The sequence below is a fragment of the Limnohabitans sp. genome (assembly GCF_030158565.1).
Classification (GTDB): domain Bacteria; phylum Pseudomonadota; class Gammaproteobacteria; order Burkholderiales; family Burkholderiaceae_C; genus Limnohabitans_A.
Genome location: NZ_JAOASQ010000051.1, coordinates 25093 through 40191, shown reverse-complemented (window position 1 = coordinate 40191; position 15099 = coordinate 25093). Strand labels below are relative to the sequence as shown.

14 protein-coding genes and 2 pseudogenes are annotated in these 15099 nt (G+C 62.4%); 5 read left to right on the top strand and 11 right to left on the bottom strand.

The window, feature by feature from the left end:
* Positions 1-39: 39 nt before the first annotated feature.
* The 5 genes and pseudogenes from Q1W40_RS11140 to Q1W40_RS11120 form a co-directional block, all read right to left on the bottom strand.
* Positions 40-332: pseudogene (locus Q1W40_RS11140) on the bottom strand (addiction module antidote protein).
* A 95-nt stretch (positions 333-427) separates the two neighbouring features.
* Positions 428-2248 (bottom strand): acyl-CoA dehydrogenase C-terminal domain-containing protein, encoded by a 1821-nt coding sequence (locus tag Q1W40_RS11135; RefSeq protein ID WP_108326952.1) that lies wholly within the window; start codon positions 2246-2248, stop codon positions 428-430.
* A 2-nt stretch (positions 2249-2250) separates the two neighbouring features.
* Positions 2251-3561: an acetyl-CoA C-acetyltransferase gene (locus Q1W40_RS11130; protein WP_104801860.1), complete on the bottom strand. Its 1311-nt coding sequence runs from the start codon at positions 3559-3561 to the stop codon at positions 2251-2253.
* An 8-nt stretch (positions 3562-3569) separates the two neighbouring features.
* On the bottom strand, positions 3570-4484 hold the full coding sequence (locus tag Q1W40_RS11125; protein ID WP_158270139.1) for a MaoC/PaaZ C-terminal domain-containing protein: 915 nt from the start codon (positions 4482-4484) through the stop codon (positions 3570-3572).
* 1 nt (position 4485) lies between these two features.
* Positions 4486-5886, bottom strand: coding sequence for a 3-oxoacyl-ACP reductase (locus Q1W40_RS11120; RefSeq protein ID WP_104801858.1), 1401 nt, complete (start codon positions 5884-5886; stop codon positions 4486-4488).
* Between the two features lie 63 nt (positions 5887-5949).
* On the opposite strand from Q1W40_RS11120, the gene fabR reads away from it, so the two are divergent.
* Complete coding sequence (gene fabR / locus Q1W40_RS11115) at positions 5950-6627, top strand: HTH-type transcriptional repressor FabR (protein ID WP_104801857.1); 678 nt, start codon at positions 5950-5952, stop codon at positions 6625-6627.
* Positions 6628-7016: 389 nt separating this feature from the next.
* Positions 7017-7967 (top strand): D-alanyl-D-alanine carboxypeptidase family protein, encoded by a 951-nt coding sequence (locus tag Q1W40_RS11110; protein ID WP_300711860.1) that lies wholly within the window; start codon positions 7017-7019, stop codon positions 7965-7967.
* Positions 7968-8218: 251 nt separating this feature from the next.
* Here Q1W40_RS11110 and Q1W40_RS11105 read toward each other — a convergent pair.
* A pseudogene (locus Q1W40_RS11105) lies at positions 8219-8425 on the bottom strand (organic hydroperoxide resistance protein); the annotation flags it as partial.
* 231 nt (positions 8426-8656) lie between these two features.
* On the opposite strand from Q1W40_RS11105, the gene Q1W40_RS11100 reads away from it, so the two are divergent.
* The 3 genes from Q1W40_RS11100 to Q1W40_RS11090 all read left to right on the top strand — a co-directional run bounded on the left by Q1W40_RS11100 (position 8657) and on the right by Q1W40_RS11090 (position 9956).
* The gene (locus tag Q1W40_RS11100) at positions 8657-9001 is read left to right on the top strand and encodes a hypothetical protein (RefSeq protein ID WP_300711880.1); all 345 of its coding nucleotides are present in this window, start codon (positions 8657-8659) and stop codon (positions 8999-9001) included.
* Positions 9002-9206: 205 nt separating this feature from the next.
* On the top strand, positions 9207-9593 hold the full coding sequence (locus Q1W40_RS11095) for a rhodanese-like domain-containing protein (protein WP_233250118.1): 387 nt from the start codon (positions 9207-9209) through the stop codon (positions 9591-9593).
* A 15-nt stretch (positions 9594-9608) separates the two neighbouring features.
* A complete protein-coding gene (locus Q1W40_RS11090) occupies positions 9609-9956 on the top strand; it encodes a rhodanese-like domain-containing protein (RefSeq protein ID WP_108325879.1) in 348 nt (115 codons plus the stop codon).
* A gap of 44 nt (positions 9957-10000) precedes the next feature.
* On the opposite strand, the gene Q1W40_RS11085 is transcribed toward Q1W40_RS11090, so the two are convergent.
* The 5 genes from Q1W40_RS11085 to soxA form a co-directional block, all read right to left on the bottom strand.
* Positions 10001-10723: a DUF4395 family protein gene (locus Q1W40_RS11085; protein ID WP_300711856.1), complete on the bottom strand. Its 723-nt coding sequence runs from the start codon at positions 10721-10723 to the stop codon at positions 10001-10003.
* Between the two features lie 23 nt (positions 10724-10746).
* Positions 10747-11745, bottom strand: a complete 999-nt coding sequence (locus Q1W40_RS11080) for an MBL fold metallo-hydrolase (RefSeq protein ID WP_233250117.1) — start codon at positions 11743-11745, stop codon at positions 10747-10749.
* 68 nt (positions 11746-11813) lie between these two features.
* On the bottom strand, positions 11814-13550 hold the full coding sequence (soxB, locus tag Q1W40_RS11075; RefSeq protein ID WP_300711852.1) for a thiosulfohydrolase SoxB: 1737 nt from the start codon (positions 13548-13550) through the stop codon (positions 11814-11816).
* A gap of 60 nt (positions 13551-13610) precedes the next feature.
* Positions 13611-14267, bottom strand: a complete 657-nt coding sequence (gene soxX, locus Q1W40_RS11070; RefSeq protein WP_300711850.1) for a sulfur oxidation c-type cytochrome SoxX — start codon at positions 14265-14267, stop codon at positions 13611-13613.
* A gap of 14 nt (positions 14268-14281) precedes the next feature.
* The gene (gene soxA / locus Q1W40_RS11065) at positions 14282-15085 is read right to left on the bottom strand and encodes a sulfur oxidation c-type cytochrome SoxA (protein WP_300711848.1); all 804 of its coding nucleotides are present in this window, start codon (positions 15083-15085) and stop codon (positions 14282-14284) included.
* Between the last annotated feature and the right edge of the window lie 14 nt (positions 15086-15099).

Below are 15099 nucleotides of genomic sequence, written 5' to 3'. Positions count from 1 at the left end.
CATGAGCCACAAACGCTCCTACCCCAACACCCATCACGCTTACCCCGCCTGCATGGGCTGTGCGTGGAGCTGGATGCCCAGCGCCGCCGTGACTTTCAGGATCGTGGCAAAGCTGGGGTTGCCCTCCCCTGACAACGCCTTGTAGAGGCTGTCCCTGCCCAGGCCCGTCCGCGCGAAAGTTGCGACATGCCCTTGGCCCGGGCAATGGTGCCCAGGGCCTTGGCAGCATCATCCCCTGCCTCTTGCAGGCAGGCCTCCATATAGAGCGCCATGTCCTCTTCGGTCTTGAGGTGTTGGGCGCTGTCCCATTTCCGCAGTTTGAGTGCAGTCATCGGTTACCCCTTCAGTTGGCGCATAGATCGTTTTTATGGCGCTCTGTATCCATTGAGATACATTGCTGTCCATGCCGCCAAGCGGTGAAGCGGGTTCAACCCGCCATCGCCGCCACCGGCATCTGCAGCAGCGTGCTGGCCGGCGCCAGCGCCATGCGGTGGTGGGCGTCGGCGCGGGGCAGCAGGCGTTCAAAGTAGAACTGCGCGGTTTGCAGCTTGGCCTGGTAGAACGCCGCTGACTCTGGCCCCTGGCCGCTGTGCAGGGCCTGCTCGGCGCGCTGGGCCATCAGCGCCCAGTGGTAGGCCATCATCACGTAGCCGCAATACATCAGGTAGTCCACCGACGACGCGCCCACTTGCTCCGGGTCGGCCTTGGCCTTGAGCATGAGGCGCAGGGTGAGCGTATTCCATTGCACGGCGCGGCGCGCCAGGGCGCGGGCCATGCGGCCACGCAAGCCCCCAGCCAGCAGGCCCGGCCGGGCCAGCACCCACATCTGGGCGGTGAAGTCGCGCACGCACTGGCCGCGCGTTTGCAGCAGCACCTTGCGCCCCAGCAGGTCCAGCGCCTGGATGCCGGTGGTGCCTTCGTACAGCGTGGCAATGCGGGCATCGCGCGCGATCTGCTCCATGCCATGCTCGCGGATGTAACCGTGCCCGCCGTACACCTGCATGCCCAGGTTGGCGGCTTCCAGGCCCATTTCGGTCAAAAAGCCCTTGAGGATGGGGGTGAAGAAACCCAGTTCGCCGTCGTGGCGCTTGTAGCCGGCCTGGTCGCCGGCCCAGGCAGCGGCAAACATCTTGTCGGCCAGTTGCGCGGCGCCGTAGATCATGGCGCGGCCACCTTCGGCGATGGCTTTTTGGGTGAGCAGCATGCGCCGCACGTCGGGGTGCCAGACGATGGCGTCGGCCACCTGCTCGGGCTCCTTTTTGCCCGAGAGCGCGCGCATGGAACGGCGCTCGCAGGCATAGGCCAGCGCGCCCTGGTAAGCCAGCTCGGCATGGGCCACGCCCTGGATGGCGGTGCCGATGCGCGCGGTGTTCATGAAGGTGAACATGGCCTCCAGCCCCTTGTTCGGTTCACCGATCAGGGTGCCGATGGCGCCGTCGAAATTGAGCACCGCCGTGGCACTGGCGCTGATGCCCATCTTGTGCTCGATCGAGCCGCAGTGCACCGCGTTGCGCGTGCCTAAAGCACCACCCTCGCCCACCAGAAACTTGGGCACGATGAACAGCGAAATGCCGCGCGTGCCGGCGGGCGCCTCGGGCAGGCGCGCCAGCACGATGTGCACGATGTTGTCGGTCAAGTCGTGCTCGCCGCTGGAGATGAAGATCTTGGTGCCGGTGATGGCGTAGCTGCCGTCGCCCAGCGGTTTGGCCTGGGTCTTGACCTGCGCCAGGTCAGAGCCGCACTGCGGCTCGGTCAGGCACATGGTGCCGCCCCACTCGCCCGCCACCAGCTTGGGCAGGTACTGCTGGCGCATGGCCTCGGTGCCGTACTGCAAGATGGTGTTGATGCAGCCGATGCTCAGACCGGGGTACATGCTGAAGGCCCAGTTGGCCGTGCCCATCATCTCGCTCTTGAGCAGGTTGAGCGACACGGGCAGGCCCTGCCCGCCGTAAGCCGTGGGGAACGACAGGCCCTGCCAGCCGCCCTCGACGAACTGCGCATACGCCGCTTTGAAGCCCTTGGGCGTGGTGACCTCGCCCGCCTGAAAGTGGCAGCCCTCTTCGCCGCCCGAGACGTAGAGCGGCGCCAGCACCTCTTCGCAGTAGGTGGCGGCGGCCTCCAAAATGGCGTCCACCACCTCGGGCGAGGCGTCTTCGCCGCTGCCCAGCGCGCGGTAGTGCGCCGGGTAGTCGAACACCTCGTTCATCACAAAGCGCATGTCGCGCAGCGGGGCTTTGTAGTTCAACATGCTCATTTCTCCAGAATGGCCACGACGCCCTGGCCGCCAGCGGCGCAGATGGAAATCAAACCGCGCCCGCTGCCTTTTTGCGCGAGCAGCTTGGCCAGCGTGGCCACAATGCGCCCGCCGGTGGCGGCAAACGGGTGACCGGCGGCGAGCGAGCTGCCGTTCACATTGAGTTTGCTGCGGTCAATGGCGCCCAGCGGCTGCGCCAGGCCGAGCTTGTCGCGGCAAAACGCCGGGTCTTCCCACGCCTGCAGGGTGCACAGCACCTGGGCGGCAAAGGCTTCGTGGATTTCATAAAAGTCGAAGTCCTGCAGCGTCAACCCAGCGCGCGCCAGCATGCGCGGCACGGCGTAGGCGGGGGCCATCAGCAGGCCTTCTTTCTTGGCCGGGTCGGGGTTGAAAAAGTCCACCGCCGCCACCTCGCTGAACGTGAGGTAGGCCAGCACCGGCAGACCACGCTCGGCCGCCCAGGCTTCGCTGGCCAGCAGCACGGCCGAGGCGCCATCGGTCAGCGGTGTGGCGTTGCCTGCCGTCAGCGTGCCCTGGCCGGGCGCCACCTTGCGGTCGAAAACCGGCTTGAGCTTGGCCAGCTGTTCAGCGTTCAGGCCCTGGCGCAGGTTGTTGTCCTGCTTCACGCCCAGGAAGGGCGTCATCAGGTCGACAAAGAAACCTTCGCCATAGGCGCGCGCCAGGTTGTGGTGGCTTTGCAGGGCCAGGGCATCTTGCGCTTCGCGCGTGATGCCCCATTCGCGGGCCATGAGTTCGGCGTGTTCGCCCATCGACAGGCCGGTACGCGGCTCGCCGTTGCGCGGCAGCTCGGGCTGGAAGAACTGCCCCGGGCGGATGCGCAGCGCCCGCTGCAGGCGCTGCCAGGGGCTGCGCGCGCGCGAAACATCGAGCAGGGTGCGGCGCAGTTGGTCATTGACGGCGATGGGCGCGTCCGAGGTGGTGTCCACCCCGCCGGCCACGCCGCATTCGATCTGGCCCACCGCAATTTTGTGCGCCACCAGCATGGCGGCCTCCAGCCCGGTGCCGCAGGCCTGCTGCAGGTCGAAGGCCGGGGTCTCGGGCGAGAGCGTGGTGGAGAGCACGGCTTCGCGCACCAGGTTGAAGTCGCGCGAATGCTTCATCACCGCGCCTGCGGCCACGTCGCCCAGGCGCTGGCCATGCAGGTTGAAGCGGTCCACCAGGCCTTGCAGCGTGGCCGTGAGCATATCGAGGTTGGAGGCGCGGCTGTAGGCGGTGTTGGAGCGCGCAAACGGGATGCGGTTGCCACCCACGATGGCGACGCGACGGAGGGTGCTGTTGGGGGTCATGGTGGGGCTCAGGAAATGGTGGGTTGATGCGCGGGTTCGGCGCGGAGTTCGGAACGCAGATGGACCTGCTCGCCGCGTGCGTCGCGCACCTCGAACACGGTCTGGCCTGTACTGGCCTGCGCCTGCCAGAGCGAGGCGCGTGTCGGCAGCAGCACGGGCCGCTTGAACACGGTGGTGAGCGAAGCGGCTTGCAGCACAGTGGCCGGCGCGGCGGCTTGCAACAGGGCCAGCGCGCGCGCCTGCGTCCACAGGCCATGCGCGATGGCGCGCGGAAAGCCGAACAAGCGCGCGCTCAGCGCCGACAGGTGGATGGGGTTGTAGTCGCCCGACACCGGGGCGTAGCGGCGGCCGGTGTCGGCGGGGGCGTCGAATGCACCGGCCTGGGTCAGGGCGAGTTCCGGCCCCACGGCGCCGTTGAACGGTGCGCCCACGGGCGACTTCACGCCCAGGCGCAGCAGGGTTTGTGTGGCCTGCCAGACGCATTGGCCATCGCCCTCGCCATCTGACTCGCGTAGCACGCGCAGGTGCAGCGTGAACACCTGCCCCTTGTCGTGCGCCAGCAGCTCGCCGCTGCTCAGCTCCACCCGCACCGCATCGCCTGCGGCCAGCGGCGCATGCTGGGTGATGGCGTTGGCCAGGTGCACCGTGCCCATGGCAGGCCAGGGGCAGGCGGGCGAAGTCATGTAGGTCATGACCAGGGGGAAAGTCAGCATCTGCGGGTAGGTGAGCGGCGCTTGCGCACTCGGGGCAAAACCGCAGACCTCGGCGTAACGCGCCAGGTGCGCGGCGTCGACCACGACGCGCGGCAGCACCAGCGTGACCGGGGCCAGCGCGCGCACCGGCCCGGGGCGCTTGAAACTGCTGGCCAGCGCACGGGCCAAGTTGCTCAGCGTGCTGGCGGGTGTGATGTTCTGGCGCTGCACCTTAAGCCCCCAGCAGGCTTTGGCCGCACACGCGCACCACCTGCCCATTCACGCCCTGCGAGGCGGGGCTGAGCAGCCAGGCGATGGTTTCGGCCACATCGACCGGCTGGCCGCCCTGCCCCATGGAATTCATGCGCCGGCCGGCTTCGCGGATGGCCAGCGGGATGGCGGCGGTCATTTGCGTTTCGATGAAGCCCGGCGCCACCGCGTTGATGGCCATGCCGCGGGGCAGGCGCGGCGCCTGGCTGTGCACCAGGCCGATCACGCCAGCCTTGGAAAACGCGTAGTTGGTCTGCCCCAGGTTGCCGGCAATGCCCGAGATGGACGACACGCACACCAGCCGTGCCTGGGGTTGGAGCGCGCCCCGCTCCAGCAAGGCCTGGTTGATCGCCTGCTGCGCCACCAGGTTGACCTGCACCAGCGTCTGCCACAGGTGCGGCGGCATCTTGGCGATGGTCTTGTCGCGGGTGATGCCGGCGTTGTGCACCACGCCGTCCCAGCCGCCGTCAGCCAGGGCCGCCTGGGCGATCTGCCCGGCGGCCGCCGGATCGGCAATGTCGAGCGCCAGCGCGCGGCCCTGCAGCCGCTCGGCCACGGCCTGCAAGGCGTCCTGGGCCTGCGGCACGTCCAGACAGACCACCTGGGCGCCATCGCGCGCCAGGGTTTCGGCAATGGCCGCGCCAATGCCGCGCGCCGCGCCGGTCACCAAAATCTTTTTGCCCGCCAGCGGCTGCACCCAGTCGCTCGGGGCCGGGGCCTCAAAGGGTGCCAGCCGCACCACCTGGCCCGACACATAGGCGCTGCGCGGCGACAAAAAGAAGCGCAGTGTGCCTTCGAGTTGCGCCTCGGCTCCCGGCGCCACATAGACCAGTTGCACCGCAATGCCGCGCTTGACCTCCTTGGCCAGCGATTTCACAAAACCTTCCAGAGCGCGCTGTACCGTGGCCTGCTCGGCAACCGGGCAGGCTTCGGGCGGGCGGCCCAGCACCAGCACGCGGCCGCAGCTTTGCAGTGAGCGCACCGCGTCGTGGAAGCACTGGTACAGCGCCTCGGCCTGGGCCACGGTGGCCAGGCCGGTGGCGTCAAACACCACGGCCTTGAGGGGACCGCCCGGCTGCTCGCCGGTGCTCCACAGCCCGCTCATCAAGCCGGCCTGGTTGGCCATCGCGGTCCAGCCCTGCACGCTGCGGTGCGCCACGGTGGCGGCCCGCATGGCGCGGAAGGCAGCCAGCAGCGCGGGCAGCAGTTCGGGCGTACCACCGGCGCCGACCAGCACGTCGCCAGCAACCACCGGTTGGCCGGCTTCGAACCGCTCGAGCGGCACGGGACGCGGCAGGCCCAGCATGCCGGCCAGGCGCGCGCCAAAGGCCGAGTTGGCAAAGTTGAGGTAAGCGTCGGACATGGACAGGGCTCCTTTGTTTGTGTACGATCGTACACCGAAAAACCCAAACCGCCAAATCCGTCCATGCCGAACGCCCGTCCCGACACCCCCGCCCCCGCCACGCCCGAGCCGCCGCTGAGCCGGCAAGACCGCAAGGACCTGACCCGCCAAAGCCTGGTGCAGGCCGCGCTGCGGTTGATCGGCGAGGGACGCAGCTTCACCAGCCTGGGCATCCGCGAGATCGCGCGCGAGGCCGGCATGGTGCCCAATGCGTTTTACCGGCACTTTCGCAGCCCAGACGAGCTGGGCCTGAGCCTGGTGGACGAGGTGGGGGCCACGCTTCGCGGCCTGCTGCGCCAGGCGCGCCAGCCGAGTTCGGCCCAGACCAGCGTGGTGCGCCAGTCGGTGCAGGTGTACCTGCAGTACGTGCGCGACAACCGGGTGCTGTTCCGCTTCATCTCGAGCGAGCGCGCGGGTGGCAGCCGGGTGCTGCGGCTGGCGATCCGCCACGAGGTGCAGCGTTTTGTGGACGACACGGCACGCGACCTGGCGCCGCTGGAGGCCTACCAGGGCCTGTCGCAGGCCAGCCTGCACATGGTCTGCGGCCTGATGGTCAACACCCTGCTGGCCGCCGCCCCCGAGGTTCTGGATCTGCCCGCCGACGAGCCTCAGTCCGAGCAGGCGATGGTGCAGGACTTCGTGCAGCAGTTGCAGATCATCTTGCTGGGCGCGGCCAGCTGGCGCGAGGCAGAGCGGCGCTGAAGCGGCGGTGACTGCCAATCGGCAGCCATCCCAAGAAACCCGCCCCCAATCCGCGACAATCGATGCTCTACCGAACCACACCCTGCAAGCCAAGACTTTCTCTCTTCTCCCCATCGCCCTGGCCATCGCTGTGGGCACCCTGTTGCCCAGCTCGGCGTCCTTCGCGGCCAAACACCCCGCTGCCGCCAAGCCTGCAGCGCACAAAAAGGCTGCGGCCGCCGCAGCCTCTGCAAACGCCCTGCCGCCTCTGGCCGCCCAGACGGCCCTGGCCGACAACCCGCCGGCGCTGCCTGCCAAGGCCTGGCTGCTGATGGACTTTGACTCCGGCGAGGTGCTGGCTTCGGCCAACGCCGACGAGCCGCTGCCCCCCCGCATCGCTGACCAAGATGATGACCAGCTACATCGTCGAGCAAGCGCTGCGCTCAGGCAAGCTCAAGCAGACCGATCTGGTCACAGTCAGCCAGAACGCCTGGTGCCGCGGTTCGGGCACCGAGTCGTGCATGTACCTGCCGCTCAATAGCCAGGCCACCGTCATTGACATCCTGCGCGGCATTGTCATCCAGTCAGGCAACGATGCCTCCAAAGCGATTGCCGAACACATGGCCGGTTCAGAGGCCGGCTTTGCCAAGCTGATGAACGCCGAGGCCCAGCGCCTTGGTATGACGTACACCCAGTTCGTCAACCCTACGGGTCTGCCCGATCCGGAGCACAAGTCCTCCGCGCGTGACCTCGCCATACTGGCGCGCGCCATCATTCGCGACAGCGCCGAGTACTACCCCATCTACGCCGAACACGATTTCAAATACAACGGCATCAAGCAAGGCAACCGCAACGCCCTGCTCTACACCGACCCCACTGTGGACGGCCTCAAGACCGGCCACACCGCTGAGGCCGGTTATTGCCTGGTCACTTCGTCCAAGCGCAACGATATGCGCTTGATCTCGGTCATCCTCAACACCCACAGCGCACAGGCACGAGCCGACCACACGCGCACGCTGCTCGGCTGGGGCTTTGGCAGCTTCGAAAAAGCTGTCCCGATCCAGCCAGGTGCAGTGGTCACAACGGCCAAGGTGAGCTTTGGCAAGGCCGACACCGTGGGTGCGGTCCTGGGCGCGCCATGGATGCTTACCGTGCCACGCGGCCAGCAGGTGCAGGCCACGGTGGAACTGAAACCGGGCCTGGAAGCGCCCGTGGCCAAGGGCGCCGTGGTCGGCAAGGTGGTCGCCACCTCGAACGGCAAGCCGCTGGGCGAAACCCCGCTCGTGGCGCAGGCCGATGTGGAGCGCGCCGGTCTGTTGCTGCGCACATGGCAGTACGTGGCCAAGTGGTTCGGCAAGTGATGGCTTGAACGCAGCGGAGGGCTGACGCGGGGGACCTCTGCGGTCCCTTGGTTCTTAACGCATACCGACAGGCCACAGGCTGGCAGCTGAGGATATCGGCGTCGCAACGGGAACTATCGTTGGCTCAGACCTGCTGGCTGCTACCGGCCAGAAGCGGTCGCCGGCATGCTCGTCCTGGAAGTCCGTTCTGGGGCGAACAGCGACTCAAGGCACGGTACTCCTTGCTCAGTGCACGCCTGAGGATCGGCAGATCACCCTAAGGTCAGATCGACCACGATGTTGCCGCGCGTCGCGTTCGAATACGGGCACACCTGGTGCGCTGTATCCACCAAGTCCTGCGCCACCGCACGGTCCAGCCCCGGCAGGTTGATGGTCATCTGCACGGCAATGCCGAAGCCCTGGGAGATCGGGCCGATGTCCACACTGGCTTCAATGCTGGCATCAGCAGGCACGGCTATTCCAACAATTCCCCAATCGTATGCATTGACCTGCACAAGCCTAAGCGGATCGACATCATCGACGGCATCTATTACGCGGATAAATTCGACCTCGAAGGCTTCCAGTCCAACTACAAAAACATCTACAGAGCTAAGTTCAAGCGAACAGCTGAATCCAATGATCCGGTGACAAGCAGGCAGATCGTATGGTCGGACCTTCCCAAACGCCTCAGTACCGAAGAGCTGATTTCCATGCTGGAAGCATTGCTTCAAAGAGGGCGTGACAGGAAGAAACGCAAGATGAATCCCAAGAGTCTTGCTAATCTCAGACCTGCAAAGCCATTCACTTCTGGACACCGTCCCTCAAAGCCTAGGAAACTCACAGATGAACAGCTGAATCAAGCCATCGAACTTCGGGCAAATGGCTGCTCATGGCGCAAAGTTGGTGACCTTCTCAAGTGCAACTACCAAACCGTGCGGAGTAGTCTGCGCCGCAGGGGGGAGCTAAAGCCGAATTCGGGTGAAAACACCAAGCTATTAACAGGGGGTGAAATGCCTTCTAGCTACGACCCTATCCCAGTCAAGCTGGTCATTTGAAAGCGTCAACTTTTTCAGCTTTTAATTGCAGACAGTCTCGTACTGCTTAAACGTCGAGTTGTAGCTGGTTGTGCAGTTTGTTTCCTTCCTTGTGAGGGTCAAACATCGCTCAAAGAGTTCAAGCCAATTGCGCTGCGCTGGCCCGACACAGAATCCCAATATATCTACAATCGCTTATATTAATCCCACAGGAACTGATACAGCGATGCAAAAACTTCTTCTCCTTATTGTGATGGCGGTCCTCACCGCGTGTTCATCGGCCAGCGATGTGGACAAAGTTTCACTGGAGCAAGCACGCACTGATCACGAAGCGGGAAAGATCACCCTGATCGACATTCGGGAATCACCCGAGCACCGCACGGGTGTCGCCCAGGGTGCTGTGCTGCTGCCCATGAGCGAGCTCTCGCGCAAACTGAACTTGATCCCACAAACGACGGACAAGCCTGTCCTGTTGATTTGTAACACCCAAAATCGCTCGAAAGCCACACTCACCGAACTGAAAAAACGCGGCTATCAAAACATCCGCTATGTAGAAGGCGGGATGAGCCAATGGGCAGCCAAAGGATGGCCCTTGGTGGCCCCACAACCCTGAACCCAGGAGAAGACCATGGATGCGTTGAAAAACTATTGGCCCATGTTGGCGCTGGCCCTTTGGCTGGGCTACAAATGGTGGAATGCCAGACGTGTGATGCGTTTGTTGCCTCAACTCAAACAAGAAGGCGCCACCTTGGTGGATGTGCGGTCTGCCTCGGAGTTTGCCTCGGGCAATGCGCCTGGCACCATCAACATTCCGCTCCACGAATTGGGCTCTCGTTTGGCTGAAGTCCCGCGCACAGGCCCAGTGGTGGTGGGCTGTGCCAGCGGCAGTCGCAGCGGGATGGCCAAATTGGTGTTGAAGAAAAACGGTTACGCCAAAGTGCACAACATCGGGGCTTGGCGCAATTTCATGGGCTGAACAGGGCCCATAACGCCAGCCAATCGGGCTGGCGTTGCATCGCATCAACGCGGCGGTCCGAAGTCCAGGTTGTTGCAGGCTTCGCACTCGTCCTGAAAAACGCCCAGCTTCACCAGCAAGGCGTGAACTTCACAGCCTAGGCAATAGCCCAGCACAGCCTCTAGCCACATGAAGCCCAGGCACACCCAAACCATCACCAGGGGCAGCCAGCGTGCCAAATACTGCTCGGTGGTAGGCAACACATTGCTTCGGAAAACGAAGTTGATGGCCGCGGCAAATTTTTCAGGGTGAAAAAACACCAAACAAAAACTGATCATGGTCGCGCCAATGGTCCATGCAAATCTTTTGGGTGCCAGAGGTTTCCACACGGGGCGTGCACGACGGGCCAGAAATGTGGACAGCCAGATGGTGGGCGACAGATAAGCCGTTTTGACACTCATGCCGGCCAGCATTTCAAACAAGGCATAAAACAGCAGCCATGTCTGAACGGTGTAGTCATAGGTTCTGCGCACGGCCTCGACCATGTAAAGAATGCGGTTGTCAAAGTCGAGCTCGAAGCTGTCTTTGATCACCTCGCCAGTCACGATCCAGCGGCTGCCGTACACGATGTCCCACAGCGTGAAAGCCATGAAGATCGGAATGGCCAGCATGATGCCGGCACGGATGCGCACGGCGGTGTCGTTGATGAAAGGCGTGACATCGTCACGGCTTCTGAACCAAAGCAAGGACCAGGCATTGCCTGCTGTCATGCCATTCGTATCTGCCATTTGTCTCCCCTTTTTATGAAAAATCAGAACGCTTCTTTTTCTGCTTCCAGGTAAGCCAGGCTGATGTATTTGCCGATGTTGCCTTCAAAGCCCTGCATGGTCTTGGCACGGGATGTCACACGCACGTCTTTGAGCACCATGCTGCGCGCCTCTGACTCCGACTTGCCGTCCTTGACCGCTTGCAGACACGGCTCCCAGATGCCCGCCATGAACTCGCCATAGGTCTTGAGCAAATCTTGACTGCCTTGGCCATGGCCCGGCACCCAGAGCTGATCGCCCGTTGCCGCCGTGAGGGCTTGGTAGTACTTGAATGTGCCCGGATAAGAGCCCTCGTCCATGTTGGCGATGCGGTTGGCCATGGCGATGTCGCCCACGGCCGTGAGCTTGTCTTGCACCACCTCCACACACAGGTCAGATGGCGTGTGGGCGTTACCGTAATGGTGCATGCGGAATGTCACATCACCTATCTGGATAACCTGGCCATGCTTGACGGCTGTGTTGGGCAAGACCACTTCGGTGCCCAAGGTGGACTGGTTGGTCCACCGTTCCATGAGGCCGCGCCAAAGGTTGCCTTCTGCCCCCTTGAGCTTGTCGATCGTGCTTTGCAGGGCATAGATCGGCAACTGTTGGCCATAGGCTTTGACAAAGGCGTGGTTACCCAGCCAGTGATCGCCATGGTAGTGGCTGTTGAACACCGCAACGACCGGCTTATCGGTCACTTTTCGGATCATGCGGATGGCCATCTGTCCGATTTGCAGTGAGGCGCCTGAGTCGATCACGACCACGCCCGCAGAGGTCACCACGAAGATGACGTTGGACATCATGCCGCGGTTTTCCGGGGTGGGAAAACCATCCGGCGAAAAGATCATCCAGACATGTGCTGACAATTGCTTGGCTGGGATATCACCGACCGGCGGGCCTTCGATGAAGTCCTGTGCTTGTTGCGCCAACAAACGGGCTTCTGGCCAAAGTGCTACCCCAGCGCACACAGCACTGGCGGCCAACATATGTCTACGTTTCATGCGTCATCACCTTTCAAAGCCAAGTTGATCTGCAAACCGGTTGCAGATCAACTCCCTGCATCTCCCCATCAGGCCACGTAGCCCTGATTGGGCAAGCCACCTGTGATCTTGGGCGCATTGAGCTTGCGCGGCTTGACACGGCCACCGGGCTGCGTCTTGAGCCAAGTCTCCACGACTTCCCACACTTGCTTGTTGCCTTGGTTGCGGGCTTCTTCGGCCACTGGCGCCCAACCGGCCACCTTGTATTTTTTGCCCGCGTCGATCAATTGCCCATTCAGGCGCATGTCGCCAATCCGTGTACCCATCTTGCCCAGCGGGTTGCAGCTGTAGCTCAAGCCACCTACGCGCACCATGTCGCCACCTTGTTGGTAGTAAGGGTCGGGGTTGAAGAGGTTGTCGCACACGTCTTCGAGGACGGTCTTGATGGTCTCGCCGGTCATCTCGGTCACGGTGGCGTACGAGTAAGTGGTGGCCGTCATGTCGAGCAGCCACTCGCGTGTGATGGCCTGACCCGGCAAGAGCGATGTGCCCCAGCGAAAGCCTGGCGAGAACGCGATCTCGGCGCCTTGCACATCCAGCAAAGCATCGACCAGCAATTGGTCGCCCGTGCCATTGAAGTTGCCACGGCGGTAGAGCAAGCCTTCCGAGATGCCCAGCTTTTCGGACAGCTTGGCTTCATAGGGTGCGCGGATCTTGGTGATCAGGGCGTCCATCTCTTTGTCGGCGGGCAGCATGTTCGAGAACACGGGCAACAGCTTGTAGCGGAAATCGCTGACCTTTTTGTCTTTGACATCGAAGTCGAGCACCCCCAGGAACTTGCCATTGGAGCCTGCATTGGTGACGATGGTTTTGCCGCCTTTGTTGGACACCAAGGTGGCCACAGGCATACCGTCGTGTGTGTGACCGCCCATGATGGCGTCGATGCCGCTCACGCGGCTGGCCATTTTCAAGTCCACGTCCATGCCGTTGTGGCTGATGACGACGACGACCTGCGCACCTTTGCCGCGGGCTTCGTCCACCATCTTTTGCATGTTGTCGTCCTGGATGCCAAAGGCCCAGTCGGCCACCATGTAGCGGGGGTTGGCAATCGGCGTGTAAGGGAAAGCCTGGCCGATGATGGCGCAAGGCACGCCATTGATCTCACGGATCACATAGGGCTTGAAGACCGGGTCGCCAAAGTCGTTGGTCTTGATGTTTTGCGCGACAAAGTCCACCTTGCCCGCAAAGTCTTTCTCGACGATTTCTTTGACACGCTCCATGCCCAGCGTGAACTCCCAGTGGCCGGTCATGACGTCCACGCCCAGCAACTTGCAGGCGTCGACCATGTCTTGGCCGTTGGTCCACAAACAGGTGCCCGAGCCTTGCCAGGTGTCACCACCGTCCAGCAACAATGCGCCTGGACGGCTGGCCTTCATGCGCTTGACCAGCGTGGCTAGGTGCGCGAAACCGCCGACCTTGCCGTAGCGGTTGGCAGCTTTTTCGTAGTCCAGATACGTCAGCGCGTGCGCCTCGGCTGAACCTGGGCGGATCTTGGCCACTTTGAGCAAGTGCTCCCCCACCAAATGCGGCAAATTGCCCTGCATGGAGCCAATGCCCATGTTGATGCTGGGCTCACGGAAATAAATGGGCTTGAGCTGCGCGTGGCAATCGGTCATGTGCAAGAAAGACACATTGCCGAATTTGGGGATGTCATAAAGGCCGTTGGCTGCCGTTGCGGCACTGGCTTCTGAAAACTTGCCCATGCTCATGCCGGCCATGGTGCCGGCGCCCATCACTTGGATAAATTCGCGTTTGGTCAGGTTCATATTTGCACTCACTGATGTATTGGAAGCAAAAAAACCCGGACGTGCCGGGTTTTCAAGGCGTCACTGGTTGACGGGTGATTTGGGATCGAGCAACAAGCCGACAATGTGGCGAACCTGTGTCTCATCCAAGATGCCCATGTGACCTGCGCGAGGCATGTTGGAACAGGCGTTGTAGGCCTTGGCGTTCCAGATCTTGCCCCAGGTGTATTCCACGATGGCTTTGGTGGCAGGGCTGTTGGGGTCGGTCACGCCACGGATCTTGCCGTAGTTGTAGAGGCTCGGACCAATCGTACCGAAGGAAATCTCTTCCTTGCTGATTTGATGGCAGTTGTAGCAGTTGCCACCATTCACGTCGTCTGCTTTGTCTGTCCAGGTCAGGCCGCGACCGCTTTGGGCGATTTTTTCGCCCTCTTTCCAGTCACCGATGAACTTGCCGTCCGAGGGCCACTTGATGGCTTTCAGATTCATCTCTTCAATGGCCTTGGCCGTTTTTTCGTCCAGTGGCTTGCCCGCCACATCGGCATCACTGCAAGCGCGGTTGGTCTCGTCGGTGGCCGTGATGCGTTCGACTTTCACATGACTTTGGTCACGGAAAGAAGCTTTCACGATTTTGTCTGTCAACGTGTTCAGCTCAGCCAAGGAAGGACCGGATGCGCAACCTGCGGCCACCAAAGCGGCAGCCACGCTGGCCAAAACGAGTTGGGTCTTTTTGTTCATGAAGGTCTCCTGTTTCAACGCTTGATGGCCGGGGCAACTGAGGCTGCGCCCTTGGCATTCACGCCCAAGTAGGTGGCCAAGGCAACGGTCGCATCGCTGGCAAAGCCGGGGTAGGGAAAGCGCTGCTGGCGGTAGCAGTCGTTCAAGCGCAATTGCATGCTCCACATTTGACCATTCGACACACGGTAGGCGGGCCAAGCGGCAAAGCCGACGCCGTCACCCGGGTTCTTGGTCAGCATGGGCAAGTCTTGCAAGCGAATGCGCTTGCCTTCTTCGCCATGGCAGGATGCGCATGAAAAGTCATGAGGACCACCGCGCTGAAAGAACAGGCGCTTGCCCACTTCATAGAAGGTTTTTTCTTGCGGGTGAGCTTGTGACAAATTGAATCGCAGGCCCTTGGACTCGGCCGAGATCCAGGTGGCCAAGGCCGTGACATTGGCCATCTCGCCACGACCAAATGCAGTCTTTGAAATTTCGGCGGCATTGAAGCCTTGCAGGGTTTCCATGCAGGTCACCAAACGCGACTCGAGGTCTTGCATCTTCTGGGTGTCTGCAAAGTAGCGGGGCAACTCAACGAAGGCCCCTTTGACCACGCCAGGGCCTTTGCCCAGGTCGCACTTTTCAAGAGAAGCGTTTTTGGGACCGCGAACTTTTTTCCAGAGGTCTTCACCTTTGGCCTCAAAAAGCTCAGCGGGATTGCCGTCCTGCAGCATGGCACGGTATTCGTCAATGCCTTGGCTGGCGGTTTTCTGGGCCGTGGCCGGCACCACGCACAGGGCAAAAGCCGCTGCAATGGAGAGTGTTGATGCTTTTATCATTGTCACCTCTGTTG

Coding starts and splice junctions, on each gene's coding strand:
- Q1W40_RS11085 (WP_300711856.1), bottom strand. CDS start 10,723: ATGGCAGATACGAATGGCATGACAGCAGGCAATGCCTGGTCCTTGCTT.
- soxB (WP_300711852.1), bottom strand. CDS start 13,550: ATGAACCTGACCAAACGCGAATTTATCCAAGTGATGGGCGCCGGCACC.
- Q1W40_RS11100 (WP_300711880.1), top strand. CDS start 8,657: ATGCTGGAAGCATTGCTTCAAAGAGGGCGTGACAGGAAGAAACGCAAG.
- Q1W40_RS11135 (WP_108326952.1), bottom strand. CDS start 2,248: ATGTTGAACTACAAAGCCCCGCTGCGCGACATGCGCTTTGTGATGAAC.
- Q1W40_RS11110 (WP_300711860.1), top strand. CDS start 7,017: ATGACCAGCTACATCGTCGAGCAAGCGCTGCGCTCAGGCAAGCTCAAG.
- Q1W40_RS11120 (WP_104801858.1), bottom strand. CDS start 5,886: ATGTCCGACGCTTACCTCAACTTTGCCAACTCGGCCTTTGGCGCGCGC.
- soxX (WP_300711850.1), bottom strand. CDS start 14,267: ATGAACAAAAAGACCCAACTCGTTTTGGCCAGCGTGGCTGCCGCTTTG.
- Q1W40_RS11090 (WP_108325879.1), top strand. CDS start 9,609: ATGGATGCGTTGAAAAACTATTGGCCCATGTTGGCGCTGGCCCTTTGG.
- Q1W40_RS11130 (WP_104801860.1), bottom strand. CDS start 3,561: ATGACCCCCAACAGCACCCTCCGTCGCGTCGCCATCGTGGGTGGCAAC.
- soxA (WP_300711848.1), bottom strand. CDS start 15,085: ATGATAAAAGCATCAACACTCTCCATTGCAGCGGCTTTTGCCCTGTGC.
- Q1W40_RS11080 (WP_233250117.1), bottom strand. CDS start 11,745: ATGAAACGTAGACATATGTTGGCCGCCAGTGCTGTGTGCGCTGGGGTA.
- Q1W40_RS11095 (WP_233250118.1), top strand. CDS start 9,207: ATGCAAAAACTTCTTCTCCTTATTGTGATGGCGGTCCTCACCGCGTGT.
- fabR (WP_104801857.1), top strand. CDS start 5,950: ATGCCGAACGCCCGTCCCGACACCCCCGCCCCCGCCACGCCCGAGCCG.